Raw genomic sequence first — 25704 nt, 5'->3', positions numbered from 1 at the left:
AAACACACTATTTATTATGAAAAAATCTTTGTGGATCACCCTTGGGGTTGTACTGCTGTTACTAGGCGTATTTGTCTGGTATAAGTACTATTTTGTTTTCGGAGAAGGAGTAAAATCCGGATACCTGAACTATGCTATGAAAAAAGGCTATGTCTTCAAAACATATGAAGGTAAGCTGATTCAGGAAGGTTTTGGAAGAGGAAAGACAGGAACCATTACAAGCTATGAGTTTGAGTTTTCTGTAGATGACCCTGAAATTTTCAAACAGTTGGAAACCAACAGTGGTAAAACTTTTGACCTGCATTACAAAGAGTACAATGGTGCACTTCCGTGGAGAGGAAACACAAAGTTCGTCGTAGACAAAATAGTGAATATGAAATAAAAACAAATAAGGCTCTCAAATTGAGGGCCTTATTTTACACCAAATCACAAAATATTAATATATGAAATAAAAATTTCCAAATTTACTTTTGAATTTCGCCTGATTGCGAAAATTCATTTATTTGATAATAAGCTTACCGGATGTCGGGAGTTGATCAACAATTTTATCACCCACTCCAAAATTCCCTTTTAAAATATCTTTCGGGTTTCCACTGATCCAGCTGCTGAGATCAATAGCTTCATATAAGCCATTATTAAATCCGAGAAGAACGATAAGCGTTTCTGTTCCCGTATTTTTGATGTAATGACCTGCTCCCATTGGAACATAGCCTACATCTCCTTTATTAAATTCATCTTTTACAAACTGCCCTTCAGCCAGAAAAACACCCATTTCTGCCTTCCCCTGAATGTAATACTGCCATTCGTCAGCATTAGGGTGCCAGTGCAGCTCTCTTAATCCTCCCGGTTCTATTTCGAAAATACTTCCGGTAATGGTTTTCGCAATCTCAAATTCCTTCTGGGTAACCACTCTTTGCACCCCGCCTCCAGGAACAACAATAGGCTGCTGAGCTCCCAGTGGATAACGGTGTTTTGAAACCAGTGAAATTTCATTTTTTGCAGAAGCCAGTCCGGAACGGATATCCGGAAGCTCGCATTGTGCAAAATAAGCTTCGCCCTGATGCAGCTGCTTTACTTCATCCACTGTTAATCCTAGGTTCTGGGCAGCAATTTCTACCGGAACACTCGAGATAAAATCGGTGATGCTAAAGGTATGGTCTTCAGAAAAATCACCGTTGTCAAAAATTAATATAAAATGACAGCTTTTACTGCTGATACATTGCAGCACATGGCCATAACCTCTTGGAAAATACCACACATCTCCCGGATTAAAAATATCAATAAAAACATTTCCCTGAGGATCGATAACGGTGGTCCGCATCTGTCCTTCCAAAACATAGCCCCATTCTGCAGCATTGGCATGCCAGTGAAGTTCACGGATAGCTCCCGGTTCAAGATGCATGCTGACTCCGGCAAGGTTTTGAGAGGCTTTGAATTCGTTTACAGAAACTCCTCTTGTAATTCCACCGGGTCCTAGTCTGGGCTCCTTTTTTCTAACTCATACTTAAAATTAGGGAGTTCTTTATTCATGAGCCGATGTTTTGATGATTAATATTTTGATAAATTTAAAAATAAGAATTTATCTGAAATTACAAATATTATTAAAAAAATATTAAAAAATCCATCACAAGGATGGATTGATGTTTAGTTGGCGTCATTATTAGGGATATTTTTCTTTTTCTTTTTGAAGAAATAGTATCCAATACCCGCAATAAGCAATAATGGCCACAATGGAAGGATAAACAGGAAAATGGAAGTGATAACGTCCCAACCTGATTCTATGGCCGCCAATGATTTTCCACCGAAAGTGGTAGGTTCTTTTTCTGTTTCAGTCTTGTCTGCAATGTTGACATTGATGTTACAGATGGTATTATCTGCATAAGTACGCCCTGAAACCTGTATGTCTTTCGTGTCAATATCGTTTACATTACTGCTAATGGCTTCCATTAGACCATCGAAATGCTGGATAGGAACTTTGATGTCAATACTGTATATTTTTTGATTCTCTCCATGAGGGCTGGCAGACTCAATATAAGAAAGGTTTTCACTTTTAATATAACCGTTATTTTTGTTGGCTTCTTCCCGGATGATTTCCTTTACCGTTTCTGCATTGTCTGCTCTTATAACAAGATATCCTGATTTTACCATTTTATCTTTTGGCATATTCAGTTCATAGCTGTCGTTTTTAGGCTTGTCTTTATAAATGATTTTGGTTTCTTTAATAACCTTGGGAGCTGTAGCTTTTGCAGCAATCTTTTCAGATTTTTTTTCTGCGGAATCTTTTTTTTCTATTTTGGATTCCAATTTTGCAGTGGTAATTTTCTCAGATAAAGAATCTACCATTTTTGAAGTGTTTTCTATCTTCTGCTGAATATCGTTTTTGGTATTTTCAAAATCCTTTATTTTAATATTGGCAGAATCCAAAACCTTGTCTGCTGTTTTGTTGACATTGTCAATAGCTTCGGTAGCAACTGTGGCAGCGCTGTCAGCCGTATTGAGAGCTTCATTGATTTTACCTTGTGCAGCTTCTGGTTTCTTACACATAATGAAAGTGCTTGATACAGCAACGAGTAATATGAACTTTTTCATAACATTAATTTTTTTGATGAAGTAAAATTAGAAGGGAAGCTCTTGTAAAGATTGTAAATGGACTGTATTGTGCTGGTAAAATAGTAACTATTGTACTTTCAGTGTTTTGTATTTGTTTTACAAAAGATTTACAAAAGGATTTTCACTTGTTTGATACCCTGAAATTGTTTGAAACCTGTTGTCTTTTCTCCGGATATAAAATTGAAAACCTAAAAATTCCCCTCTTCCGGAAGGGGTCAAAAATTCAAAGAATTTTTAACGGGGTGGTTGTAGAAAGTATACCATAAAAAATCCGCAGAAATTTTCTGCGGATTTATATTTTCAACGGTTTCGCCTTTTCGCGATGTTGTTTGTTTATTTAATTTTCTCTGAACTCACTGATGAAGTGCAGCTTCACATTCGGGAATTTCTCCTGTGTCATATGAATCGTGAACGATGAGTCTGCAAGAAATACCAATTGATCATATTTATCTCTCGCAAGGAATCTCTGCTTTAATCTTGCAAATTCTTTGAACTCTTCAGATTTCTCATCAGCTTCTACCCAACATGCTTTGTGCATGGATAGAGGTTCATAAGTACATTTTGCACCATATTCATGCTCAAGACGGTATTGGATAACTTCGTACTGAAGGGCTCCCACAGTTCCAATGATCTTTCTGTTATTCATTTCAAGGGTAAACAACTGTGCAACTCCCTCATCCATCAGCTGATCGATACCTTTTGCCAGCTGCTTAGCCTTTAACGGGTCGCTATTGTTGATATAACGGAAATGTTCAGGAGAGAAGTTAGGGATACCTTTGAAGCTCAGTTTTTCTCCACCTGTAAGGGTATCTCCGATTCTAAAATTTCCTGTATCATGTAAACCAACGATATCACCAGGGAAACTTTCTTCTACCACCTCTTTTTTATCTGCAAAGAATGCGTTAGGAGACGAGAATTTCATTTTCTTACCTTCTCTTACCAATAAATAGTTTTCGTTTCTTTTGAATGTTCCTGAAACAATCTTTACGAAAGCTAGTCTGTCTCGGTGTTTAGGATCCATGTTAGCATGAATTTTGAAAACGAATCCTGTGAAAGTTTCTTCTTCAGGTTTTACCAAACGGCTATCACTTTCTTTTGGTTGTGGCATTGGAGCAATATCGATGAAAGCATTCAACAATTCACGAACTCCAAAGTTATTTAAAGCTGAACCGAAGAATACAGGCTGTAGATCACCTTTCATATAATCCTCACGGCTAAATTCAGGGTAAACAGATTGAATCAGATCAAGCTCTTCTCTTAAAGTGGCTGCTGCTTTTTCACCAATCACTTCATCAATGGAAGGATCATTGATATCATCAAACTTAATAGAATCTCCAACTTTCTGTTTTTTCTCTTCCAAGAATAACTGAATGTTGTTTTCCCAGATATTATAAATTCCCTGGAAGTCGCTTCCCATACCAATTGGAAGAGAAAGCGGACAAACTGTTAATCCCAATTTTTGTTCTACCTCATCCAATAGATCGAAGGCATCTTTACCCTCACGGTCCAATTTATTGATGAAAACCAACATCGGAATGTTTCTCATTCTACAAACCTGAACCAATTTTTCAGTTTGTTCCTCAACCCCTTTTGCAACGTCGATAACAACAATTACAGAGTCTACAGCAGTTAATGTTCTGTAAGTATCTTCAGCAAAGTCTTTGTGACCCGGAGTATCCAGGATGTTGATTTTGTGGTCTCTATATTCAAAAGCCAATACGGAAGTCGCTACAGAGATCCCTCTCTGTCTTTCGATTTCCATAAAGTCGGAGGTAGCTCCTTTTTTTATTTTATTGGACTTTACCGCACCCGCTTCCTGAATAGCACCCCCGAAAAGAAGTAACTTTTCTGTAAGAGTTGTTTTTCCGGCATCCGGGTGGGAAATGATCCCGAAGGTCTTTCTTTTTTGTATTTCTTTGATTAAGTCTGACATATCGTATTTTGAAGTTGCAAAAATCGTGATTTTTTGCGAGGTTTTCAAATTTTAATTAGGACAATGTTGGTTAGATGGGAGAGTAGGTCGTTGATAAGGTTTGATAGTTTGAAGCAATGGCTGATTTAAGAATAATGCTATAAAACTGTATTTTGTAGACTCAGCCCCTTGGAATGGAGATTCTGTGTTCATTTTGTGTGGTTCATGAATAAAGGAATGAAAATAAGAAATTCCTTTTTTAGTTGCCTGTAGCAGTCAAAAAAATTATCTTTGTTTTTAATAAACTTTTACAGAGAAAGGATGGAAAATAGCAAATATCCGAAGTTTACCTTCACATGGATTGGCGGTGTTACTTTGGTGGTTGGATTATTCGTAGGAACGATGGCTGTTTCCTTATTCAGCACTTTTTGGAAAGTTGTTTTCAAGGAAAATATTGAGCTTAAAGATTGGTTTTTAATGGTAGCAAATTCTGTAGGATTCGTTACTGCCATTGCCTTCTTCGATTTCTTTATTGTAAGGCGTACCACTCAGAAGAAGCTTAACTTCAATCTGTCATCAGTGAACTTCTCTACCTATCTCCTTATTTTTCCAATGATGACGGGGATGATGTTTATTGCAGAGTTTATCGCTGCTCAGATACCCACTACAGGACCTTTTTTTGGTGATTTTTATGAATATTTTATTCAGTTGATGAGTCAGTTGACTGATAATCCGGTAGTTATGATTATCATGACGGTAATTATGGCCCCTATTTTTGAGGAAATTATATTCAGAGGAATTATCCAGAAAGGATTGATTAATAAAGGAGTAGAACCATGGAAGGCGATTCTGTATGCCTCTATTATTTTCGGAGTGGTTCACGGAAATCCCTGGCAGTTTATCAGCGCAGTGATGCTGGGCTGTGTGCTGGGACTGGTATATCATAAAACAAAGTCTTTATTGATGCCGATATTGCTGCATGCGTTTAATAACTTAACGCTGTCACTATTGGTGCTTTATGGTAAGGATGAAAGTTTTGCAAAGGTTCTTCATGTTTCAGAATGGCTGGTCCTGGCTGTTGGAATTGTACTTTTCTCTTTATTCTATTATCTTTTTATGAAAAAGTATAAAGTACATTATGCTGAAATGTAAGGAACCTGGCTAAAAAAAGTAAAATTGAAAATGAATATAGAAATGGAATTATTAGTCGCTACACACAACGAACATAAAAAAGAAGAAATTCAACAGATCCTGGGAAGTGATTGCGTTGTGAAAAGTCTTACCGATTACAATATTCACGAAGAAATTGTAGAAGATGGAGATTCTTTTCATGCTAATGCTTTGATTAAAGCTAAGTACTGCTTCGAAAAGACCGGAGTTCCAAGTTTGGGAGATGACAGCGGTTTGGTAGTAGAATCTTTAGATGGAAGACCGGGAATCTTTTCTGCCCGTTATGCCGGAGATCATGATTTTGCTAAAAATATCGAAAAGGTATTGGAAGAAATGCAGGGGATTGAAAACAGAAAAGCTTATTTTGTGACTGTTCTGTGCTACTATGATGATAACGGAGCCCAATATTTTGAAGGAAGAGTACACGGAAACCTTTTGACAGAAAATAAAGGTTTTAAAGGATTTGGGTATGATCCTATTTTTGTTCCTGAAGGATATGAAAGAACCTTTGCAGAAATGGATCCTGAAGATAAAAACAAAATCAGCCACCGTAAGCAGGCATTGGACCTTTTCATGGATTTTTTAAAAGTGACCGATTAAGTTTAAATATCACGGTGAAACACCCATTTAGATTTTCTGTCGTACATTTGTTATAATAAATTATTGATTTGAGTACTTATTTAACAATATTAGGCTTTAACTCCGCTATTCCAACCATCAACACATCACCTACAGCCCAGCTGCTGGAAATGGAAGAAAGACTCTTCCTGATCGATTGTGGAGAGGGTACGCAGGTACAGCTGAGAAAAGCAAAAGCAAGATTTTCAAAAATCAATCATATTTTTATTTCCCATCTTCATGGGGACCATTGTTTCGGGCTTCCGGGACTTATTGCCTCTTTCCGCCTTTTAGGAAGAGACACCCCGCTGCATGTCTATGGTCCGAAAGGAATTAAGAAGATGATGGAAACCATTTTTCAGATTACAGAAACCCATCGTGGTTTTGAAGTGGTTTATCATGAACTGGATAAAGATTATTCTGAAAAAATATATGAGGACAACAGGGTAGAAGTATATACTATTCCGTTGGATCACAGGATTTACTGTAACGGTTACCTTTTTAAAGAAAAGCCGAAAGACAGACATCTTAATATGAAAGAAATTGCCAAGTACAGCGAGATTGAATCCTGTGATTATCATAATATAAAAGCAGGGAAGGACTTTGTCCTAAGCGATGGCTATGTCCTTAAGAATGAAATTCTGACCGTTGAGCCTGCTCCGTCTGTATCTTATGCATTTTGTAGTGATACCCGTTATCTTGAAAGTCTTATCCCGATTATTAAGAATGTAACGGTTTTGTATCATGAATCCACATTTTTGCATGATCTGAAGGAAATGGCTGATTATACAGGACATACTACGGCATTGGAGGCGGCAACGATTGCTCAGAAAGCCCAGGTTGGAAAGCTGATTTTAGGACATTTTTCCAATCGATATGGCGATCTGACCGTGTTTACCGATGAAGCAAGAAAGATATTTCCCAATACATTTTTACCAAAAGCATTGGAGAGTGTAAAGATTTAGAATGAATATGCTGAAATTTGAAGAACTCAGAGATTTTCTTAACGAAAAAGCAGATCAGTACAACGCTCCTGACTTTATTGAAAATGATCCTATACAGATTCCCCATCGTTTTTCCTTAAAACAGGATGTGGAAATTGCAGGATTTCTGGCAGCGACAATCTCCTGGGGAAACAGAAAATCGATTATTAATTCTGCGGATAAGATGCTTGATATTATGGGAAACTCTCCCTACGATTTTGTGATGAATTATTCAGAAAAAGATCTGGAAAGTATTCAGGATAAAAGCATTCACAGGACTTTCAATGGACAGGATTTTTCCTATTTTATCAGACAGTTCAATAGGATTTATAAAGAAAATAAAAGTCTGGAAAGCTTATTTGAAGTAAAAAACTCTGAGAATAATTTTCTCCATGCGATAGAAAGATTCAGAAGTGGATTTCTGGAAACAGAAAAGCACAGAAGTCATAAACATATCAGTTCACCTTACAAAAACTCTTCTGCCAAAAGGATTATTATGTTTCTGAGGTGGATGGTGCGTAAAGATAAAAGAGGAGTAGATTTTGGAATCTGGGAGAATATCAACCAGAAAAACCTTTCTATTCCTTTGGATGTGCATACCGGAAATATCTCCAGAAAATTAGGATTGGTTTCCAGAACTCAGAATGACTGGAAAACAGTAGAGGAACTGGATGTTGCCATTAGAAAATTTGATGAAGATGATCCGGCAAAATATGATTTTGCATTGTTTGGATTAGGCGTAACGAAAGAACTGTTGTAACAATATAAAGGATGAAAAAATATAACGAAAAAGCAGAAGTTCTTGAAAAGATAGCAGACAGTATTACCTCGTGGATAGGATCTATTCAGTCCCTGATCGTACATACGTTGCTGTTCCTTACTTCGTTTCTGCTTCCAATGCTGAACATTGTAGATTTTGACAAAATGCTTCTGATTCTTACTACGGTACTTTCTCTGGAAGCTATTTATCTGGCTATTTTTATTCAGATGTCGGTCAATAAAAGTCACGAAAAAATTGATGATATTCAGGAGGATATTGAAGATATTCAGGAAGATATCGAGGAAATCAGTGAGGATATTGAAGAGATCAGTGAAGACATTGAAGAAATCAACGAGGATATAGAAGATATTCAGGAAGACATTGAAGAAATCAGTGAAGATATTGAAGAAATCAACGAGGACGAAGAGGAGGAAGATCATAATGAAAGAGCAAAAAATGTAATTCTGAAAAGTAATGTGACTTCCAATAAAAACGAAATAAAAGGGTTAAAAGATATCATCGCGCAATTGCAGAATGAGATCGATCAATTGAAAAAAGAACAATAAAATAACTGAATTATTTTAACAAAATGTAAACAGATCAATGGTATTGATCTGTTTTTTTTAGGGGTAATTTTAACTTTAAATAATTGCGGAAAATGTAATAATAAGAAATAAAAGTTATGAATCTAGATGTTTATTTGTAAAATAGTCATTCTGAAGACTAATTTAGTATAATTATTTTTGCTACATTTGAACAAATGAAAACAAAATGTTAATCTATAGACTAAAAAACTATTTTTTCCTTTTTTCTTTTTTATTGATTTCTGTTGCTGCATATTCTCAAACGAGACCTGTCAGAAAATCAGAAAAGATAAAGCCTTCTACAGCCAGTCTTAGAGCTGGAGCATTTATAGATGTGAATGTTCCTCCATATACTCCGTCCAACTACACTCCGGAGCAGTTGGTGAAGAATATTCTGATCAATGGGGGTACGAATTGTACAACAGCCAATGTAACGAATGTTACCGTATCTCCTAATCATGATGTGACTAATAACAACAGATTTTGGGGATATTTTCATAAAGGAACAACCAGTTTCCCTTTTACAGATGGGATCGTTCTGACTACAGGATATGCTTCAGAAGCTGGTAATAGCTATGTATCAGCTGTTGGACAACCGGTAGGGACAGGAAGTGATGCAGACCTTGTAACCGCTACCGGAGCTACAGTGAGCTTAACGGATGCGGTAGCTCTGGAATTTGATTTCGTTCCGAATTCTAATCAGGTAAAATTTAATTACATATTCGTTTCCGATGAATATACTTCCAACTATCCTTGTACAGGGTATTCTGATGCTTTTGCATTATTGTTAAAGAAAGTTGGAGATCCTACTTATACTAATCTTGCCATATTACCGGGAAATGCAGGACCCGTAAGTGCAACTAATATTGTTCCTGCCGGGAATGGATTCAGTTGTGGGCCTATCAATGCAAATTATTTCGGAGCTCTGGCAAATCCGCATTTGGTTATTAATTATTTTGGAAGAACAACTCCTTTAACGGCTGTTGCAGATGTAATTCCCGGGCAGACTTACCATTTCAAAATGGTATTGGCAGATGCAAAGGACCCTTCTCATGACTCTGCAGTATTCCTGGAAGGAGGATCTTTTGATGTGGGGATTAAGATTGTAGATGAAACCGGTGTAGTATTACCTGGCAGCATCAATATGTGTGACAATACACCAAAACAGCTGAAAGCACAAGTAGCAGCCATTCCGGGAATGACTTATCAATGGTATAAAGATGGAGTAGCTATTCCAGGAGCAACCAGCGCTGTTTATATTGCAAATCAGCCGGGAGTATATACTGTGAAAGTAATGGTTCCAGGTAATCAGTGTCCTAGTGAAGCAACCATTACCATTATCGGAGGAACAAGTCCTACAGTACAGAATGCTGAGCTTAAGCTTTGTACAACACCCACGCTCAGTACCTTTAATTTAGAAACAGCAAAACCTCTCATCAGTACTACGCAGGGAGCGGTATTCCGTTTTTATGCAAACCAGGCTGATGCGCAGGCTCAAAATAACAGTTATATTACCAATCTGACGAGCTACACGGGGACAGATGGACAGATACTATATGTACTGGTTTCCAATGGTGCTTTCTGTAGCAAGATTGCAACCTTAACATTAAGAAAAGAAGAAACTCCAACAGCCTTAGTAACGGCTCCGAGATTAAAAATCTGTGCGGGTGAATCTGTACTGTTAACAGCTACCGGTGGAGTGACCTATCAATGGAGTGATTCTTCAAGCACTACAGGAGGAATAAGAACTGTAAGCCCTACTCAGACAACTACATATGTCGTATATGCCATCGGAGCACAGGGATGTAAATCTTTACAGCCGGCACGTATTACGATTGAAGTAGTACCGGCTATTGTTTCAAACTTAAAAGGAGGTCATATCTGCCAGGGAGATAAAATTATCCTGGATGCAGGAGCAGGACCTGGATATACTTATCAGTGGAGCTCGGGTGAAACAAGCCAGAGTATTACCGTAGGGACTCCGGGACAATACTCAGTAATAATCAGCAATGGAGTATGTTCAAAAGAGTTCAAAACACAGGTAATCAAAGCGGTGATTCCTGAAGTAACAAAAGTAGATTATAATGATAAAGGAACCATGATCCTTACCGCAAGTAATCCTAGTAATGGCATATTGGAATATTCAATAGATAACGGGGTAACCTGGCAGCTATCAAATGTATTTAACAATGTTCCTAAAAATAAAGTGATTGCGATCAGAGTGAGGGTTAAATATACAAGTTGTGTAGGTTTCCTTGAATTCTTTACATTCGTTATGAAAAATGTCATTACTCCAAACGGGGATAATCTTAATGATATTATTGATTTCAGTGGAGTCATCAACTATAAAGACTTCAGTGGTCAGGTCTTTGACCGATACGGAAGAGTAGTATTCAAGGCAGAGAAGATGACACCGTATTGGGATGGATATTTCCAGGGTAAGAAACTGCCTACTTCCACCTATTGGTATCAGGTAACCTTCGAAGATCCTGCCAGTAAGGAACTTACTGTGAAAACAGGATGGATATTACTTAAAAATATAGAATAATTTAAACTATAACTGAAAGACTGACTATTTTGTCAGTCTTTTTTTTATTATTTTAAAATAAACAGAGTTGATATTCTAATATAAATAAATTTGCGTTAGTAATAATGTAAATTGTGTTAACTTGAATTTCAATCAAAAAAAATAGTATTTTTGTTTAAAATAATATAAAATGTTAAATAGGAGGAGAGGAAATTTATTTTTAGCGTTATTTTTAGCTTTCATGGGGAACTTTGTTTTGGCTCAAAATAAAGGAAGGGTAGAAATTGCTGGAAAACCTAAAGCTGCTTCTTTGAGAGCAGGTGCTTTTATAGATGTGAATGCACCAAGTTATCCAGAGTCCGGCTATCCTATTACCCAGCTGATAAAAGATGTTCTTATATCAGGAGGTACTTGTACAAATTCCAGCGTAAGTAACGTAACCGTAGCTCCTAATCTACCTGCTACCAGCCAGAACCGAAGCTGGGGATATTTTAACAAATCAAATACCAATTTTCCTTTTAGTAAAGGGATTATACTTTCCACAGGATATGCCAATAAAGCAGGAAATGTTTTTCAGGGAACTCTAAGTGATGATCTTGGAACCGGAGGAGATGTAGATCTGGCAAATGCTTTGGGAATTGGGAATAATAATCTTACCAATGCCACCTCTATAGAATTTGATTTTGTGGCAGCTTCTACCGAAATTACTTTCAGATACTTATTTGCATCAAAAGAATATCAGCAAAACTTTCCATGTACCATCACCGATGGTTTTGCCTTGCTGCTGAAAAAAGCAACTGACCCTACGTACACCAATCTTGCAGTACTTCCTGCAGGAGCAGGAGCAGTAAGTGTTACTAATATTCACCCGCAATATCAAAACTGCGGACCTAAGAATGAAGCCTATTACGGAGGTACGAATACCGCTCAGATTGAAACCAATTTTAATGGACGTACTATCCCTCTGACGGCAAAGGCAACTGTAATTCCAGGAGAAACGTATCACTTTAAAATCGTATTGGCAGACTATCAGGATCCCAACTTTGATTCTGCCGTATTTTTAGAAGCAGGGTCATTCGATATTGGAGTAAAGATCCTTGATCCGGCAGGAGTACAGCTTCCCGCTTCTGTAAATATGTGTGATAATACACCGCAGACTTTTACGGCTTCTGTTCAGGGAGCTAATATAACCTATCAGTGGTATTTGGGAACCAATCCGATTGCCGGGGCTACCAATGCAAGTTATACGGCAACTCAACCGGGAGTATATACTGTTAAAGTTTTTATTCAGGGAAATAGCTGTCCGGGAGAAGCTACTATTACAGTAGTAGGCGGGACATCACCTACAGTACAAAATGCTTCCTTGACAGCTTGTTATGCTGCCGGAAATGCCACATTCAATTTAACATCAGCACAAGCCTCAATAAGTACAACTCCGGGAGCTGTATTTTCATATTATACGACACTGGCAGATGCCAATGCCGGAAATACAAATACAATTCCTACTCCAACAGTTTACCAGAGCGCAGGAGGAACAGTATATGTAAGAGTAGCAAACGGGTTCTGTGCAAAAGTAGCCGAGCTTCAGTTGATAAAAGCACCACAAATGACGGTGTCAATAGCTCCTCCGATAGTACTAACCTGCGCCAGTTCTCAGACTACGCTGGATGCTTCGGCTTCGGTTTATCCAACAGGTGCTACTTTCAACTGGACAACTACAGGAGGAAATATTGTTTCAGGAGGAACGACTTTAAACCCAGTGATCAATGCTGCGGGAACATATACTTTAACTATAACAAAAATTTATCAGCCCGGAAATCTCAGCTGTACTGTTATGGGCAATGTAACTGTAACAGGAAACAGTGCTCCGCCAGTTACCGGACTTACCACAAATAAATTGAAAATCTGTAAAGGTGATTCTGCAATACTTACCGCTTCAGGAGGCGCTACCTATAATTGGGGGAATGGACTTCCGGGAACAGGAAATACACAAACTGTATCGCCTACCGTTACAACGACTTATACTGTTACAGCCGTAGGAGCTAATGGATGTGTATCTCAAAATCCTGCCACTATAACGATTGAAGTATCAGAACCTTTTACTGCACAGAATGCAATATTGCACAAATGCTATCAACCAGGATTGACTTATAACCTTACAGAGGCACAGCCTCAGATCACAACTACTGCAGGAGTTACCTTTACCTATTATATAAACCAGGCTGATGCCAATGCTGCTAACGGAAACTTTATTGCAACTCCTACGACATATACTCCGCCTGCAAACCAGACGATTTATGTATTAGTAAGTAATGGAGGTTGTAGCTATGTGGTGTCTCTTCAATTATTGAGCACGCCTCAAACTACCCTTACGATTGCTGCACCACAAACAATTACGTGTACAACCCCTCAGATTACAATTAATGCTTCGACATCTGTAGTACCTGCGGGATCTACCATTGCATGGACAACAGCCGGAGGAACTATTGTATCAGGAGGTAATACACTTACTCCTGTTGTAAGCGCGGGTGGTACCTATACTTTAACAGTTACGAATGTATCACAGCCAGGAAATTTAAGCTGTACCTTTACTTCAACAGTAACGGTACAGGAAGATAAAGTAAAGCCTGTGGCTGCAGTTGTTTCATCACAACCGCGTATTTGTGTGGGAGAATCTGTAACATTGACTGCTTCAGGAGGTGTAACCTACAACTGGGGTAATGGTCTTACAGGAAATGGAAGCACTCAGGTGGTTTCACCTACTACCACTACAGTATATACCGTATTTGCTGTTGGAGCTAATGGATGTATATCTGCAACACCGGCAACGGTAACTGTTCAGGTAGGTCCGCCTATAGCAGGTCTTACAGCTTCCAAATTAAAAATTTGTGAAGGAGAATCTGTAACATTGACAGCCACCGGAGGGATTACTTATAACTGGATCGGACTTACCGGAAATGGAAATACTCAGGTAGTGACGCCTACAATAACAACAGAATATTCAGTATATGCACTGGGAGGAAACGGATGTAGTTCTGTGAACCCGGCTAAAGTTACCATTGAAGTAGTTCCGGCAATCGTTTCTACATTGAAAGATGTATTTGTCTGCGCTGGAGATAAAGGAACTCTTGATGCCGGTTCAGGACCCAATTATACTTACGTATGGAGTACAGGAGCAACCACTCAGACAATAACGACTAGTATTGCGGGAACTTATTCCGTGATAATCAGCAATGGAGTTTGTTCCAAAACTTTCTCTGCCCAGCTGATCAATCCTGATCTGCCACAGTTTACAAATGTGGTGTATGACAATCATATCCTTACTCTTACGGCAAGCAATCCTACTGGAGGAACTTTAGAATATTCGATAGACGGAGGATTAACATGGCAACCATCAAATATATTTACAGGTATTTTGAATAATACAACGTATTCTCTGATGGTAAGAGTGAAAGGCGCTAAATGTGGTACTTCACTGGATTATTTCACATTCGTTATCAGTAATGCTATTACCCCTAATATGGATGGTATTAATGATACCATAGATTTTACAGGAATCAGCGGATATAAAGATTTCGCAGCTTCTATCTTCGACAGGTATGGAGCGGAAGTATTCAAAGCTGGAAAAGGTGATGCTATATGGAAGGGATCTTTAAAAGGTCTTAATCTTCCTACAGGTACTTATTGGTATAGGGTACAATGGGAAAACCCGGCCAGTAAGAAAATGGAACAGCGTTCAGGCTGGATTCTTCTAAAGAATAGAAATTAGATATTTTTTTAAATATAAAATTAACAACAAAATCTTTCAGAAACGGAAGATTTTGTTGTTTTTAAGAATATCTGTTATCGTGTTTTGTGAATTATTTAAAATAGGGGATAAATATGTTAAAACAATTTGTAATAGCATGCTACCACATTATGTGCCGGTTGAACGAATAGGGATTGATTAACAGAAATTTACTCTAAAAGGTTCTTATTTTGTTTTTTTATCGTAAAAAACACAAATATGTATATGAGATATTTAAAAAAAAATTAAATTTGTTGAAACAAAAATATTATGAGAAGACATCTACCGCTTTGTTTATTTTTTTTAGTCATTTCGACTTTTTTATTTTCACAAAACCAGCCGCCAAGGAAGCAGGCAAAAGAAACGAGTACAGCCCTATCAAGAAGAGCAGGTGCTTTTATTGATGTGAATGCCCCGTCATATCCTGAGTCTAGTTTCACTATAGAGAAAATGGTAAAAGATGTATTGATCTCATCCGGGACCAATACCTGTCTGACACCCAATGTAAGTAATGTGAAGATTACTCCTAATCATGCCGCAAGTAATGCAGACAGAGCCTGGGGATATTTTCATAAAGCAGCAACCAACTTTCCTTTTAAAGATGGGCTTATCCTTTCTACAGGATATGCGAGAAGAGCAGGTAATACCTTCGAAGGCGGGCTTAGTGATGTCAACGGTGGAGGATCAGATGCTGATCTTGCACAAGTTATTGGGGTGGTGGAAAGTAGATTGAATGATGCTGTCCTTTTGGAATTTGATTTCGTTCCTACTACAAGTCAGATTAAATTTAATTATCTGATTGCATCCGAAGAATATACAGGTTCATTCCCTTGTACGTTTGCAGATGCTTTTGCAATCTTGCTTAGACCTACTTCAGGGGGACCTTATGTGAATATGGCTGTACTTCCGGGAGGAGCAGGACCAGTAAGTATTACCAATATCCACCCGGCAATAGGCGGGAGTTGTGGTGCGGTAAATGAACAGTATTTTGCCGGTTATAACACAGGTAATGTTGAAACGAACTTTAATGGAAGAACAATTCCATTGACAGCTACAGCAACAGTAGTAGCCGGGCAGCAATACCACTTTAAAATGGTAATTGCCGATTATAGTGACCATAGTTATGACTCTGCTGTATTCCTGGAAGGTGGATCTTTCAATATTGGAGTAGATCTTTTAGACCCTTCAGGGACAAAATTACCTTCAGATATCAATGTTTGTGACAATGTACCTCAGGTAATTACTGCTTCAGTAAATGATCCTAACCTTGTATATCAATGGTATTTTAATGGTGCTCCGGTACCTAATGCCACTACTAATACTATTACGGCTGTACAACCGGGTACATATACTATTGAAGTAAGTGTTCCTGGGAATCCATGTCCGGGTAAAGCAACCATCCAGATTCACGGAGGAACAACTCCACAGGCTCAGGATGCAACATTGCTGCTTTGTACAACACCGGATATTACTACTTTTGATTTAAGTACCATTATGCCGGCGATAAGCCCGACTCCAGGAGCTATCTTCAAATTCTATGTAAACCAGGCTGACGCGGTTGCACAGAATAACAATTATATTCAGACTCCATTAAACTATAATGGGAACGATGGACAAATCCTTTATGTTGTGGTTTCCAATGGTGGTTTCTGTAGCAAAATGGTTGAACTGAAATTACAGAAAGAAACAACACCAACAGCTAAAGTAAAAGCTTCCAGAATGCAAATCTGTCCGGGAGAATCTGTAACCCTTACTGCTGAAGGAGGAGATACCTATCTTTGGAGCAACTTTATGGGAACAGGCAATATGCAGACTGTTACTTTGTACCAGACTACAACGTTTACAGTATACGCACTTGGACCAAAAGGTTGTAAATCTCTGAATCCGGCAACCATTAGAATCGAAGTTGTTCCGGAAATCACTTCACCATTGAAAGATGTTGAAATGTGTATCGGTGATAAAGTAACTTTAGATGCAGGAGCAGGCACAGGTTATAAATATCTTTGGAGTACAGGAGCTACCACTCAGAAAATTGTTGTAGACCAATGGGGAATCTATACCGTGGAAATTGATAATGGGATCTGTAAGAAAATCTTCGAAGCTAAAGTAATGGGAGCTGCTACTCCTTTTGTTACGGCTTTAAACTATGAAAGTATCAAAAAAACAGTAACGATAACTGCTGAGAACCCTCCGATGAACAATTTACCAAGCACATTGGAATATTCTCTTGATAACGGAATCAGCTGGCAGGCTTCAAATGTGTTTACCAATCTTTTGGATAATACCAACTACACGGTTTTAGTAAGAAGAGTAGGGACACATTGCGTAGGATCTCTTGAGTTCTTTACACTGCAGATCAATAATATTATTACTCCGAATGAAGACGGAATCAATGATGTATTGGATCTAAAAGCTCTTGGGGATTTCAAAAACTTTACAGGATCTGTATATGACAGATACGGAGTGGAAATGTTCAGATTCTCAAAAGAAGCTCCTATCTGGGACGGAACCGTAGGAGGGAAGAGACTTCCAACAGCAACATACTGGTATAAGTTTAATTTTGAGTATCCAAAATCAAAAGCTCAGATGAACTGGTCAGGATGGATTATGCTGAAAAACAGAAATTAAAATTGATAATGTAATATAAAAGAAAGCCTTTCAGATTTATTTTGAAAGGCTTTCTGCTTTTTTAAAGAATAAGATCTTTAATCCAATAAAAAAGCTCCTGATCAGGAGCTTTTTTAGGTCTTATTTATTGTCTTTCCAGAGATTGGCGAAGTATATAAAGTCTGCTACGCTAAGTTCTTCAGCTCTTTTATCTAAAAATTCATGTCCTTTTAATGGCTCAGGAATATTTAATATTTTTAAAGCGTTGGAAAGCTTTTTTCTTCTTTGGTTGAAACCTGCTTTTACAATCTGCTTAAATAGAACTTCATTGCCTGCAAGACCATCTTTTGGATTTCTTGTAAGACGGATTACCCCGGATTTTACCTTGGGCGGCGGATTGAAGACATTCTCATGTACTGTAAACATGTAGGTTACATCATAATAGGCCTGTATCAGAATAGAAAGAATACCGTAATCTTTAGTTCTTGGTACGGCAGCCGTTCTTTGAGCTACTTCTTTCTGAAACATTCCTACCATTTCAGGGATCAGCTCGTAATGATCTACGATTTTAAACAAAATCTGTGAAGAAATATTATAGGGGAAATTTCCAATGATGGCAATTTGGTCATCTTTGATAAAACTGAAATCCTGCTTCAGAAAATCTCCTACAAAAGTTTCTTCAGTAACCTTTGTATAATTGTTTTTCAGGTATTCGATAGATTCTGTATCGATTTCTGCAAGATAGATGTTCTGATCTTTTTCAAGAAGATATTTGGTAAGAACCCCCATTCCGGGACCTACTTCCATGATGTTATTATAGTTCTCAAAACTAAGACCTTCTACGATTTTTCTTGCGATATTTTCATCTGTCAGGAAGTGCTGACCAAGATGCTTTTTTGCTTTTACACTCAACGTTTTTTATGATTTTATTAACAGTGATTTTCTTTTTTTCGTCCCAAATTTCGGAAGATTTTTTCTATTTTAGCCAAAAATTTTAATATTAATGGCTAAATCTGTAGATGAATTTAATAAGAAAAGGCTTCGGTCCAGCAATATTACAGTTGTGATAAGTATTGCCTTAGTGTTATTTTTGTTAGGGTTAATGGGGCTTATTTTAATTAATGCCCAGAAATATTCTGACTATATCAAAGAACAATTGGTGGTGAACGCCTACTTTGATGAAAATTATGATGCTAAAGATTCTGTGAAAATTGCAAAACTAGAGGAAGAAACTTTTAAAAAGGTACAGACGTTAGCTCCTGTAAAAAAAGCGACCTATATCTCAAGAAGCATGGCTGCAAAAGAAGCCAAGAAAACGATGGGGATTGACAGTGATGCACTGTTTGAAGAAAATATTTTCCCTTCTTCCATTGAAGTTGCTTTAAAACCTGAATTTGTAGATCCTGCAAAAATTGATGAAGCAATTAAAGAAATCAAATCTGTTCCAGGGATTATTGATGTGAAAAATGACAGCACTTTAATGGTGGATGTTTACAATAACCTGAGCAGAATTTTAAAATGGATCTTAGGGTTTTCAGTTCTGTTCCTGATATTGGCGGTTGTATTGATCAACAACTCTATCCGTCTGAAAATATTCTCGAAGAGATTTATTATTAAAACAATGCAGCTGGTAGGAGCGAAAAGAAGATTTATCCTTAAACCTTTCATTATAGAAGCCGTTATTTTAGGAGCTATTGGTTCTTTAATCGGTCTTCTTGCCTTAGGAGGTGTTTGGTATTATTTCACAAGCCAGATTGGTTCTGCTTTCGTACAGGATAACAACCAGTACTTCTGGTTAGTAATCTTAGTACTTGGAGTAGGAGTTTTTATTTCTGTCTTAAGTACGATTTTCGCTACATGGAGATTCTTAAAATCAAACGTTGACGATTTATACTACTCTTAAAAATGAGCAAAAAAACAAATAAATTTTCCGCTTCAGACTTTGGACATGAAGCAGAAGTCCCACAGGAAAGCACTTTCTATTTTGGGCAGCAGAATTTCAAATGGATGCTGATAGGACTGGCATTCATTGTAGTAGGATTTCTACTGATGATGGGACCGGATGCCAATACGGTAGATGGGAAATTTGACCCAAACTCATGGAATGACGGTATCTTTTCTATCAGAAGAATCAGAATAGCACCTCTATTTGTTGTTATTGGATTTGTAATAGAAGTGTATGCTATCTTAAAAAGAAAATAAATAAAATAATTTTATTTAAGATTAAAAAATTTAAGAATTAAAAGATTCAGTTAAATATTAATCTGAAAATGTGTACGCAGTGATACAATTTCATCTATCAAATGATTAATATTTATTTCGGCAACAGCCAGTCTTTTAATTCTTAAATCTTTTAATCTTTTAATTTTTTAAAGGAATATGGATTTAATCAAAGCAATTATTATTGCCATTGTAGAGGGGCTTACAGAATATCTTCCGATATCTTCTACCGCACACATGGGATTTACGGCTAACCTTATGGGGCTGGAAGAAACAGAATTTTTAAAAATGTTTCAGGTATCTATTCAGTTTGGAGCCATTTTATCTGTGGTAGTAGCATACTGGAAGAAGTTTTTTGACTTAAATAATATTCAGTTCTATTTTAAACTAGCTTTTGCTGTAGTTCCGGCATTGGTATTAGGATATTTATTCGATGATAAAATTGAAGCGATTCTTGGGAATCAGATTGCTATTTCTTCAGTATTGGTTTTAGGAGGTGTTGTCTTGCTATTTGCAGACGATTGGTTTAAAAATCCTAAAATTGATGACGAAAAAGGAATTACCATAAGAAAAGCTGTTACCATTGGTTTCTGGCAATGTCTTGCGATGATGCCGGGAACGAGCCGTAGTGCTGCCTCTATCATTGGAGGGATGACACAGGGGCTTACCAGAAAAGCAGCTGCAGAATTCTCTTTCTTCCTTGCTGTACCTACGATGCTGGCAGTAACTGTATATTCAGTTTTTGTTAAAACCTGGGGAAAGGAAACACCCAATCCGCAGAAGGGATATGAAATGATTATGGCTTCACAGGATCACATCATGATCTTCGTGATTGGAAATGTTGTAGCATTTATCGTAGCACTTATCGCTATTAAGGCATTTATTGGAGTACTTAATAAATATGGATTTAAACCTTGGGGCTGGTACCGTATTTTTGTTGGAATTGCTCTGTTGATTTATTTTTATTTCTTTAAATAAGAAATTACTCATCATTATACCCATTCATGACTGCTGAAGAACTGAAATCAGGATACGTTTTTTTATTGGACAAGCCTTTGGACTGGACTTCCTTCCAGGCTGTCAATAAAATGAAATATAAGCTTAAGAGGGAGTTTGACCTTCCTAAAAAATTCAAAATAGGACATGCCGGGACTTTAGATCCCAGAGCAACGGGGCTTCTCATTGTCTGCTGTGGAAAATTCACGAAGAAAATTCCTGAAATTCAGGATGCTCCCAAAGAATACTGGACAGAGATCAAGATTGGCGTACAAACCGAATCTTATGATACTGAAAAGCCTGAGATTCTTCATCAGGAAATCGCTCATATTTCTGAAGAACAGGTAAAAGAAGTCTTGGAGAAATTTGTTGGAGAAATCGAACAGAAACCACCCATTTATTCAGCCATTAAGATTGATGGTGAAAGAGCTTACAATCTGGCAAGAGCTGGTGAAGAAGTTGAGATGAAGTCCAGAAAAACAACTATTCATTATATTCAGGATGTTAAAATAGATTTTCCTTTGATAAGCTTCTTAGTTGGCTGTTCAAAAGGAACGTATATCAGAAGTCTGGCACATGATATCGGACAGGAATTGGGAGTAGGTGCTTACCTGACACAGCTAAGACGTACAAAAATCGGAGAGTATGCTATTGAAGATGCTACAGACCAGTTTTTAAATAACGACTACAGATTCGAAGGTCTATGAAAATAAAATTATCCTTTTTTTTATTTGTATGTATTTTCTTTAAGACATTTTCTCAAGAGGTAGATACAGGAAAATCAAAAATGGACTTTTATTTAAACCCTTCCCTTAATGTGGGTTTTAATATTAACAAGAAGAATCAGACTAACAATTCGCAGTATATTGAGAACAGATCATCATTAGGAAATCTGACTTATGGTATCACAGCTATAGGAGGTTATAATTTTCTTCCTAACTTTGCACTGGGAACAGGATTCAAATATAGCTTTATACAGGATAATTATCATTTGATTTATTGGGTTATTCAGCCGAAGATTATTTTTTCTCCCGGGGAACGGCCTTTTTATATAGATATCAATTACGGAAAACAACTTAATCATTCTGCTATTTCAGATACAGAATTTTGGGGTGGAAGACTTGGAATGCAGGTTTCTTATTCAAAAAGGTTAAGCCAGGAAGGAGGAATTGTTTTTGAATCACACAAGCTAAAAGATGGAGCTGATGGTTTTTTTATAGGATTAAGCTATGGAATTACCGTTTTCAGCAATAAAAATTATACCGGCTACGGAAAAGACTAATGGAAAAAACGCGTATCAATAAATATTTATCAGAAGTAGGATACTGTTCAAGAAGAGCGGCAGATAAACTTTTGGAAGAAGGTAGAATTAAAATAAATGGTGAAATTCCTGAGTTGGGAACAAAAGTATCTGACGAAGATCTTGTAGAAGTAGACGGGAAACCTATCAGAGAATCTCAGGAAAAGCCTATATATATAGTTTTTAATAAGCCTGTAGGAATCGTTTGTACCACAGATACAAAACGCGAGAAAAATAATATCGTAGACTATATCAATCATCCGAAAAGAATTTTTCCTATCGGAAGACTGGATAAGCCAAGTGAAGGACTTATTCTTTTGACCAATGATGGGGATATCGTTAATAAAATTTTAAGAGCCCGTAATAATCACGAGAAAGAGTATATTGTTCGTGTAGATAAGCCAATCAATCCAAGATTCATTGAAAAGATGAGGAATGGAGTTCCTATCCTGGATACGGTGACCAAAAAATGTGAAGTAGAGAAGATTGATGATATGAACTTCAGAATTGTTCTTACCCAGGGACTCAACAGACAGATCCGAAGAATGTGTGAATACCTTGGATATGAAGTAAAAAAACTGAAACGAATCCGTATCATGAACATCAAACTTGATCTCCCAATCGGAAAATGGAGAGATATGACAGAAGATGAAATGAATACATTGAACACTTTGCTTTCTGATTCCAGCAAAACAATAGACTAACGCATAACAGATATTTTAATGGTTTTCTATTCATAAACTTCAGTATAAACAACTGAAAATGAATTTATAGTTATTTGTTAATTTTTCACACTTTAGTGTAATATATTTTATTTCATACTTAAAATATATTATATTTATAGTAATAATAACTATAACCTGAAAATCATGAAATTAAAATTCCATACCGCTATTTTATTTGTTGCTTTGGTGATATTCACCAGTTGTCATGATGATAATCATAATTCGGATCATCCACATGATTCTTCGTTTTACATTGATTACAGAAGTCTGAAAGGATTACCAGACGGAATTGCCGTTATTGAACTCGATCCTGAAGCCCCAAATTTTGGATATATCAGCAGCAGGCTTGAACTGGGTATTGGCGTATTGCCACATCATATTTATTATAATCAGAATGCTAAAAAAATGTTTACAACTGCTTTGGGAGGCAGTTATCTTTACGAGATAAAGACGGAAGAAGACGAAGATGGACAGCCAAAACTAATAAATGCAATCCCTATTGATACCGGTGAGAATACGGTGGGAGAGAATTTGTTTTTTACCAATGACGGAAGATATTTTATGACCTTTATGGGTGGGGCAGGAGGTTCAAAAGATGGCAGCATAGGTGTTTTTAATGCTAATAATAATCAGCTTATTAAAACTATTAAAGCACCAATTCAAGCTAATCCCAGTCAATTTATAATGTATCCACACGGTATTTCAATTAATGAGGAAAAAGGATTAATGATGGTAACCTCTACCATTCATCCGGATCTTACTACCGGCGTAGGTAATACTTGTACTTTATTAGATCTCAATACTTATGAACTCAAAGAGACTTATCAGGTAGCAGATTCTCCTACAGATATGTCCAGCCCTGTTGAAGTTTTATTATTGCGTGGAAAATTTCCACAATATGCGCTTGCTACCACAATGCTTGGAGGGGATATCTGGATTGCCCCATACAATACAACAACCAAAAAATATGATGCTTTCAGTAAGATTTTCGAAGGAAGCACACAAGGATTGGGGTGGGCACTCGAAATGTATATTGACGATTCAAATAAACTATATGTGAGTTTTGCAGATCCCGGAAAAGTGCTTGTCTTTGATTTAAGCAATCTTCCCCAACTCAAACTTTTGAAGACTTTTAACGCAGATAAAGGAGCACATCATATGGCCTTCTTTAAAACCAAATCAGGAAAAGATGTCGTAGCAGTACAAAATAATTTATTGGATATTCCTAATATCAACTCAGGAACCATCAGTGTAATTGATATCAATACAGGAAAAACATTAGGTACAGTGAATTTACGGGATCGATATGGAATCTTACCGGAATCCATTGAAGGAACCAACGGTCCAAGCAATTATATGCACCACTAAAATTTAGAATCCTGCTTCAGATGATACCTATTCCAATATAATATTTTGGAATAGTTTTTATCAGGGATAGATTGTTTCTTTAAAATCCTAAGCAGAGTAGGGTGAATGTTCAAAATTCAGTTTTTGTAAGGGATTATATTATTTTACATATAATCTCATTCTCTCCTCATACTCAGGTTTCAATTTTAACAGTTTCCATATTTTTTTATCATCAGGATTACTGATCCGGTAAAATATGATTTTATCTGCAGAGTATTTGAAATAAGGATGATTTTTAAGCCATTCCTCAGGAGCTTCTACTAATGAATATCTTGGAACATCTGAAGTATTCAATGGTGGTGCTATTGAGATCAATTTTTGAACAAGATCCTGGTCAATATTATAGGTGCTTAAAATCTGTTGCTTATTGACAAAACCTCCCAGTTTCTTCCGGAATCCAATGATGGAACCGGCACTTCTTTCATCTAAGCCAAATTCTATAAGTTGTCTGAAACTAATCATATTCAGATCGGTTTTAGAAAAATCTGTTTTTTCCTGCTGTGTTTCCTGAAGTTTGATATAAGGTTTCAGCTCCTGAAATTTCTCTGGAGAAATCACAAAACATTTCTGCAGATCTTCCATATTTTTAAAGCTACCCCGCAAATTCCTGTCACGGTAATTGATGATGGTAGAGGCTTGTTTTTCTGAAAATCCAAGTGTTTTCCAACCTTCTAAATCCAGCTGATTAGGATCAAAAGAATGGTATTGAATTTTGGTTTTAACCGAATTATTCTTTGAGAAATTCCTGAAGTTTTCGGGAGTTTTTGCCGGTAATAAAATATAGGGTTCTAGTTTACCGTAATTTTCCGGTGAAATGATAAAACATTCTTTAAACTTTTCTTTGCTGATAAAACTCCCCCCCAGATAATTTTTATATTTTAAAATGGCTTCTACCTGTCTTTCACTGAAGCCCATTTTAAGCCAGTCGCTGGCAGAAAACTGATCAGGATTGAATTTTCCCGTAATAGTAATTTCTTTTTTTTCTGCAGTATTAAATTTCTTTGAATTTCCTTTCTCTGCAGCTTCAGGAAGTAATATAAAAGTTTCCAATTCACTAAATTTTTCCTCAGAAATTGCATAACATTTTTTCAGCTGTTCTTTTGAAGTGAATTTTCCACCTACGATACTTTTATACTTAAGAATAGTAGCGACTTGCTTTTCTGAAAATCCAAGCTTATGCCATTGCTCTTTGTCCAATAAGTTGGGATCGAAATCTGATAGATGGGAAGACAGGGAAGAATCAGATATGAATGTAACTTCAGGAAAGGGTTCTTTTTCCTTGCTGGTATATTTCTGATAGGCGAATAAAATAGTCAGTAATGTGACCATAAATGCCAGTTTCTGGTAATCGTTTTTTCTCATTATAAAGTAAACTTATTAATAAAAATAAAACATGTCAATAGCTGACAATGAAATGATTGAAGATAATATAGAGATTGTTTATTATTGTTTAAAAGTTGATGGTAATGTTGCTTTTTTGTAATATAATTTCATAATA

At 36.9% G+C, this 25704-nt stretch carries 21 protein-coding genes; 16 read left to right on the top strand and 5 right to left on the bottom strand.

The window, feature by feature from the left end:
• Positions 1–16 precede the first annotated feature (16 nt).
• On the top strand, positions 17–382 hold the full coding sequence (locus DBR39_RS00285) for a hypothetical protein (RefSeq protein ID WP_103234213.1): 366 nt from the start codon (positions 17–19) through the stop codon (positions 380–382).
• Between the two features lie 117 nt (positions 383–499).
• Here DBR39_RS00285 and DBR39_RS00280 read toward each other — a convergent pair whose 3' ends face one another.
• The 3 genes from DBR39_RS00280 to DBR39_RS00270 form a co-directional block, all read right to left on the bottom strand.
• Positions 500–1462 (bottom strand): cupin domain-containing protein, encoded by a 963-nt coding sequence (locus tag DBR39_RS00280; RefSeq protein ID WP_228447741.1) that lies wholly within the window; start codon positions 1460–1462, stop codon positions 500–502.
• A gap of 182 nt (positions 1463–1644) precedes the next feature.
• Complete coding sequence (locus DBR39_RS00275) at positions 1645–2589, bottom strand: DUF4349 domain-containing protein (RefSeq protein ID WP_124530343.1); 945 nt, start codon at positions 2587–2589, stop codon at positions 1645–1647.
• 358 nt (positions 2590–2947) lie between these two features.
• Positions 2948–4543, bottom strand: coding sequence for a peptide chain release factor 3 (locus tag DBR39_RS00270; RefSeq protein ID WP_124530342.1), 1596 nt, complete (start codon positions 4541–4543; stop codon positions 2948–2950).
• A 300-nt stretch (positions 4544–4843) separates the two neighbouring features.
• Here DBR39_RS00270 and DBR39_RS00265 point away from each other — a divergent pair, with 300 nt between their 5' ends.
• The 8 genes from DBR39_RS00265 to DBR39_RS00230 all read left to right on the top strand — a co-directional run bounded on the left by DBR39_RS00265 (position 4844) and on the right by DBR39_RS00230 (position 17579).
• Positions 4844–5674 (top strand): CPBP family intramembrane glutamic endopeptidase, encoded by an 831-nt coding sequence (locus tag DBR39_RS00265; RefSeq protein ID WP_124530341.1) that lies wholly within the window; start codon positions 4844–4846, stop codon positions 5672–5674.
• A gap of 42 nt (positions 5675–5716) precedes the next feature.
• Positions 5717–6292: an RdgB/HAM1 family non-canonical purine NTP pyrophosphatase gene (rdgB, locus tag DBR39_RS00260; RefSeq protein WP_410494242.1), complete on the top strand. Its 576-nt coding sequence runs from the start codon at positions 5717–5719 to the stop codon at positions 6290–6292.
• 68 nt (positions 6293–6360) lie between these two features.
• Positions 6361–7275: a ribonuclease Z gene (locus tag DBR39_RS00255; protein WP_124530340.1), complete on the top strand. Its 915-nt coding sequence runs from the start codon at positions 6361–6363 to the stop codon at positions 7273–7275.
• Between the two features lie 7 nt (positions 7276–7282).
• The gene (locus DBR39_RS00250; RefSeq protein ID WP_410494246.1) at positions 7283–8053 is read left to right on the top strand and encodes a TIGR02757 family protein; all 771 of its coding nucleotides are present in this window, start codon (positions 7283–7285) and stop codon (positions 8051–8053) included.
• 11 nt (positions 8054–8064) lie between these two features.
• A complete protein-coding gene (locus DBR39_RS00245) occupies positions 8065–8619 on the top strand; it encodes a DUF1003 domain-containing protein (RefSeq protein ID WP_103234770.1) in 555 nt (184 codons plus the stop codon).
• 205 nt (positions 8620–8824) lie between these two features.
• Complete coding sequence (locus tag DBR39_RS00240) at positions 8825–11185, top strand: choice-of-anchor L domain-containing protein (protein ID WP_124530339.1); 2361 nt, start codon at positions 8825–8827, stop codon at positions 11183–11185.
• A 169-nt stretch (positions 11186–11354) separates the two neighbouring features.
• A complete protein-coding gene (locus DBR39_RS00235) occupies positions 11355–14933 on the top strand; it encodes a choice-of-anchor L domain-containing protein (protein WP_124530338.1) in 3579 nt (1192 codons plus the stop codon).
• Between the two features lie 288 nt (positions 14934–15221).
• Positions 15222–17579, top strand: coding sequence for a choice-of-anchor L domain-containing protein (locus tag DBR39_RS00230; RefSeq protein ID WP_124530337.1), 2358 nt, complete (start codon positions 15222–15224; stop codon positions 17577–17579).
• 120 nt (positions 17580–17699) lie between these two features.
• On the opposite strand, the gene rsmA is transcribed toward DBR39_RS00230, so the two are convergent.
• Entirely contained in the window at positions 17700–18470 is a 771-nt protein-coding gene (rsmA, locus tag DBR39_RS00225) for a 16S rRNA (adenine(1518)-N(6)/adenine(1519)-N(6))-dimethyltransferase RsmA (RefSeq protein WP_103234746.1), read from the bottom strand.
• A gap of 91 nt (positions 18471–18561) precedes the next feature.
• Here rsmA and DBR39_RS00220 point away from each other — a divergent pair, with 91 nt between their 5' ends.
• The 7 genes from DBR39_RS00220 (at position 18562) to DBR39_RS00190 (ending at position 24167) form a co-directional block, all read left to right on the top strand.
• Positions 18562–19461, top strand: coding sequence for a cell division protein FtsX (locus tag DBR39_RS00220; protein WP_109738871.1), 900 nt, complete (start codon positions 18562–18564; stop codon positions 19459–19461).
• A 2-nt stretch (positions 19462–19463) separates the two neighbouring features.
• Entirely contained in the window at positions 19464–19760 is a 297-nt protein-coding gene (locus DBR39_RS00215) for a DUF3098 domain-containing protein (protein WP_109738872.1), read from the top strand.
• 177 nt (positions 19761–19937) lie between these two features.
• A complete protein-coding gene (locus DBR39_RS00210; protein WP_124530336.1) occupies positions 19938–20756 on the top strand; it encodes an undecaprenyl-diphosphate phosphatase in 819 nt (272 codons plus the stop codon).
• 26 nt (positions 20757–20782) lie between these two features.
• Positions 20783–21481 (top strand): tRNA pseudouridine(55) synthase TruB, encoded by a 699-nt coding sequence (truB, locus tag DBR39_RS00205; RefSeq protein WP_124530335.1) that lies wholly within the window; start codon positions 20783–20785, stop codon positions 21479–21481.
• A gap of 80 nt (positions 21482–21561) precedes the next feature.
• Positions 21562–22056: a hypothetical protein gene (locus DBR39_RS00200; protein ID WP_124530334.1), complete on the top strand. Its 495-nt coding sequence runs from the start codon at positions 21562–21564 to the stop codon at positions 22054–22056.
• Positions 22056–22778: a 23S rRNA pseudouridine(2604) synthase RluF gene (gene rluF, locus DBR39_RS00195; RefSeq protein ID WP_124530333.1), complete on the top strand. Its 723-nt coding sequence runs from the start codon at positions 22056–22058 to the stop codon at positions 22776–22778. Before DBR39_RS00200 ends, rluF begins: the two co-directional genes overlap by 1 nt.
• Before the next feature lie 165 nt (positions 22779–22943).
• Positions 22944–24167, top strand: a complete 1224-nt coding sequence (locus DBR39_RS00190; RefSeq protein ID WP_124530332.1) for a YncE family protein — start codon at positions 22944–22946, stop codon at positions 24165–24167.
• A 138-nt stretch (positions 24168–24305) separates the two neighbouring features.
• Here DBR39_RS00190 and DBR39_RS00185 read toward each other — a convergent pair whose 3' ends face one another.
• Positions 24306–25568, bottom strand: coding sequence for a helix-hairpin-helix domain-containing protein (locus tag DBR39_RS00185; protein WP_185147103.1), 1263 nt, complete (start codon positions 25566–25568; stop codon positions 24306–24308).
• Between the last annotated feature and the right edge of the window lie 136 nt (positions 25569–25704).

Origin of the sequence: Chryseobacterium sp. KBW03, assembly GCF_003852415.1 — a bacterium.
In the GTDB taxonomy this organism is placed as follows: Bacteria; Bacteroidota; Bacteroidia; order Flavobacteriales; family Weeksellaceae; genus Chryseobacterium; species Chryseobacterium viscerum.
This window is presented reverse-complemented; position numbering and strand designations above follow the sequence as displayed.

What these genes read in the sequence shown, in the direction of transcription:
- DBR39_RS00275 (WP_124530343.1), bottom strand. Translation starts at nt 2,589, where the DNA reads ATGAAAAAGTTCATATTACTCGTTGCTGTATCAAGCACTTTCATTATG.
- DBR39_RS00185 (WP_185147103.1), bottom strand. Translation starts at nt 25,568, where the DNA reads ATGAGAAAAAACGATTACCAGAAACTGGCATTTATGGTCACATTACTG.
- DBR39_RS00190 (WP_124530332.1), top strand. Translation starts at nt 22,944, where the DNA reads ATGAAATTAAAATTCCATACCGCTATTTTATTTGTTGCTTTGGTGATA.
- DBR39_RS00245 (WP_103234770.1), top strand. Translation starts at nt 8,065, where the DNA reads ATGAAAAAATATAACGAAAAAGCAGAAGTTCTTGAAAAGATAGCAGAC.
- DBR39_RS00270 (WP_124530342.1), bottom strand. Translation starts at nt 4,543, where the DNA reads ATGTCAGACTTAATCAAAGAAATACAAAAAAGAAAGACCTTCGGGATC.
- truB (WP_124530335.1), top strand. Translation starts at nt 20,783, where the DNA reads ATGACTGCTGAAGAACTGAAATCAGGATACGTTTTTTTATTGGACAAG.
- DBR39_RS00235 (WP_124530338.1), top strand. Translation starts at nt 11,355, where the DNA reads ATGTTAAATAGGAGGAGAGGAAATTTATTTTTAGCGTTATTTTTAGCT.
- DBR39_RS00265 (WP_124530341.1), top strand. Translation starts at nt 4,844, where the DNA reads ATGGAAAATAGCAAATATCCGAAGTTTACCTTCACATGGATTGGCGGT.
- DBR39_RS00285 (WP_103234213.1), top strand. Translation starts at nt 17, where the DNA reads ATGAAAAAATCTTTGTGGATCACCCTTGGGGTTGTACTGCTGTTACTA.
- rdgB (WP_410494242.1), top strand. Translation starts at nt 5,717, where the DNA reads ATGGAATTATTAGTCGCTACACACAACGAACATAAAAAAGAAGAAATT.
- DBR39_RS00250 (WP_410494246.1), top strand. Translation starts at nt 7,283, where the DNA reads ATGCTGAAATTTGAAGAACTCAGAGATTTTCTTAACGAAAAAGCAGAT.
- DBR39_RS00240 (WP_124530339.1), top strand. Translation starts at nt 8,825, where the DNA reads ATGTTAATCTATAGACTAAAAAACTATTTTTTCCTTTTTTCTTTTTTA.
- DBR39_RS00215 (WP_109738872.1), top strand. Translation starts at nt 19,464, where the DNA reads ATGAGCAAAAAAACAAATAAATTTTCCGCTTCAGACTTTGGACATGAA.
- DBR39_RS00220 (WP_109738871.1), top strand. Translation starts at nt 18,562, where the DNA reads ATGGCTAAATCTGTAGATGAATTTAATAAGAAAAGGCTTCGGTCCAGC.
- rluF (WP_124530333.1), top strand. Translation starts at nt 22,056, where the DNA reads ATGGAAAAAACGCGTATCAATAAATATTTATCAGAAGTAGGATACTGT.
- DBR39_RS00200 (WP_124530334.1), top strand. Translation starts at nt 21,562, where the DNA reads ATGGACTTTTATTTAAACCCTTCCCTTAATGTGGGTTTTAATATTAAC.
- DBR39_RS00230 (WP_124530337.1), top strand. Translation starts at nt 15,222, where the DNA reads ATGAGAAGACATCTACCGCTTTGTTTATTTTTTTTAGTCATTTCGACT.
- DBR39_RS00210 (WP_124530336.1), top strand. Translation starts at nt 19,938, where the DNA reads ATGGATTTAATCAAAGCAATTATTATTGCCATTGTAGAGGGGCTTACA.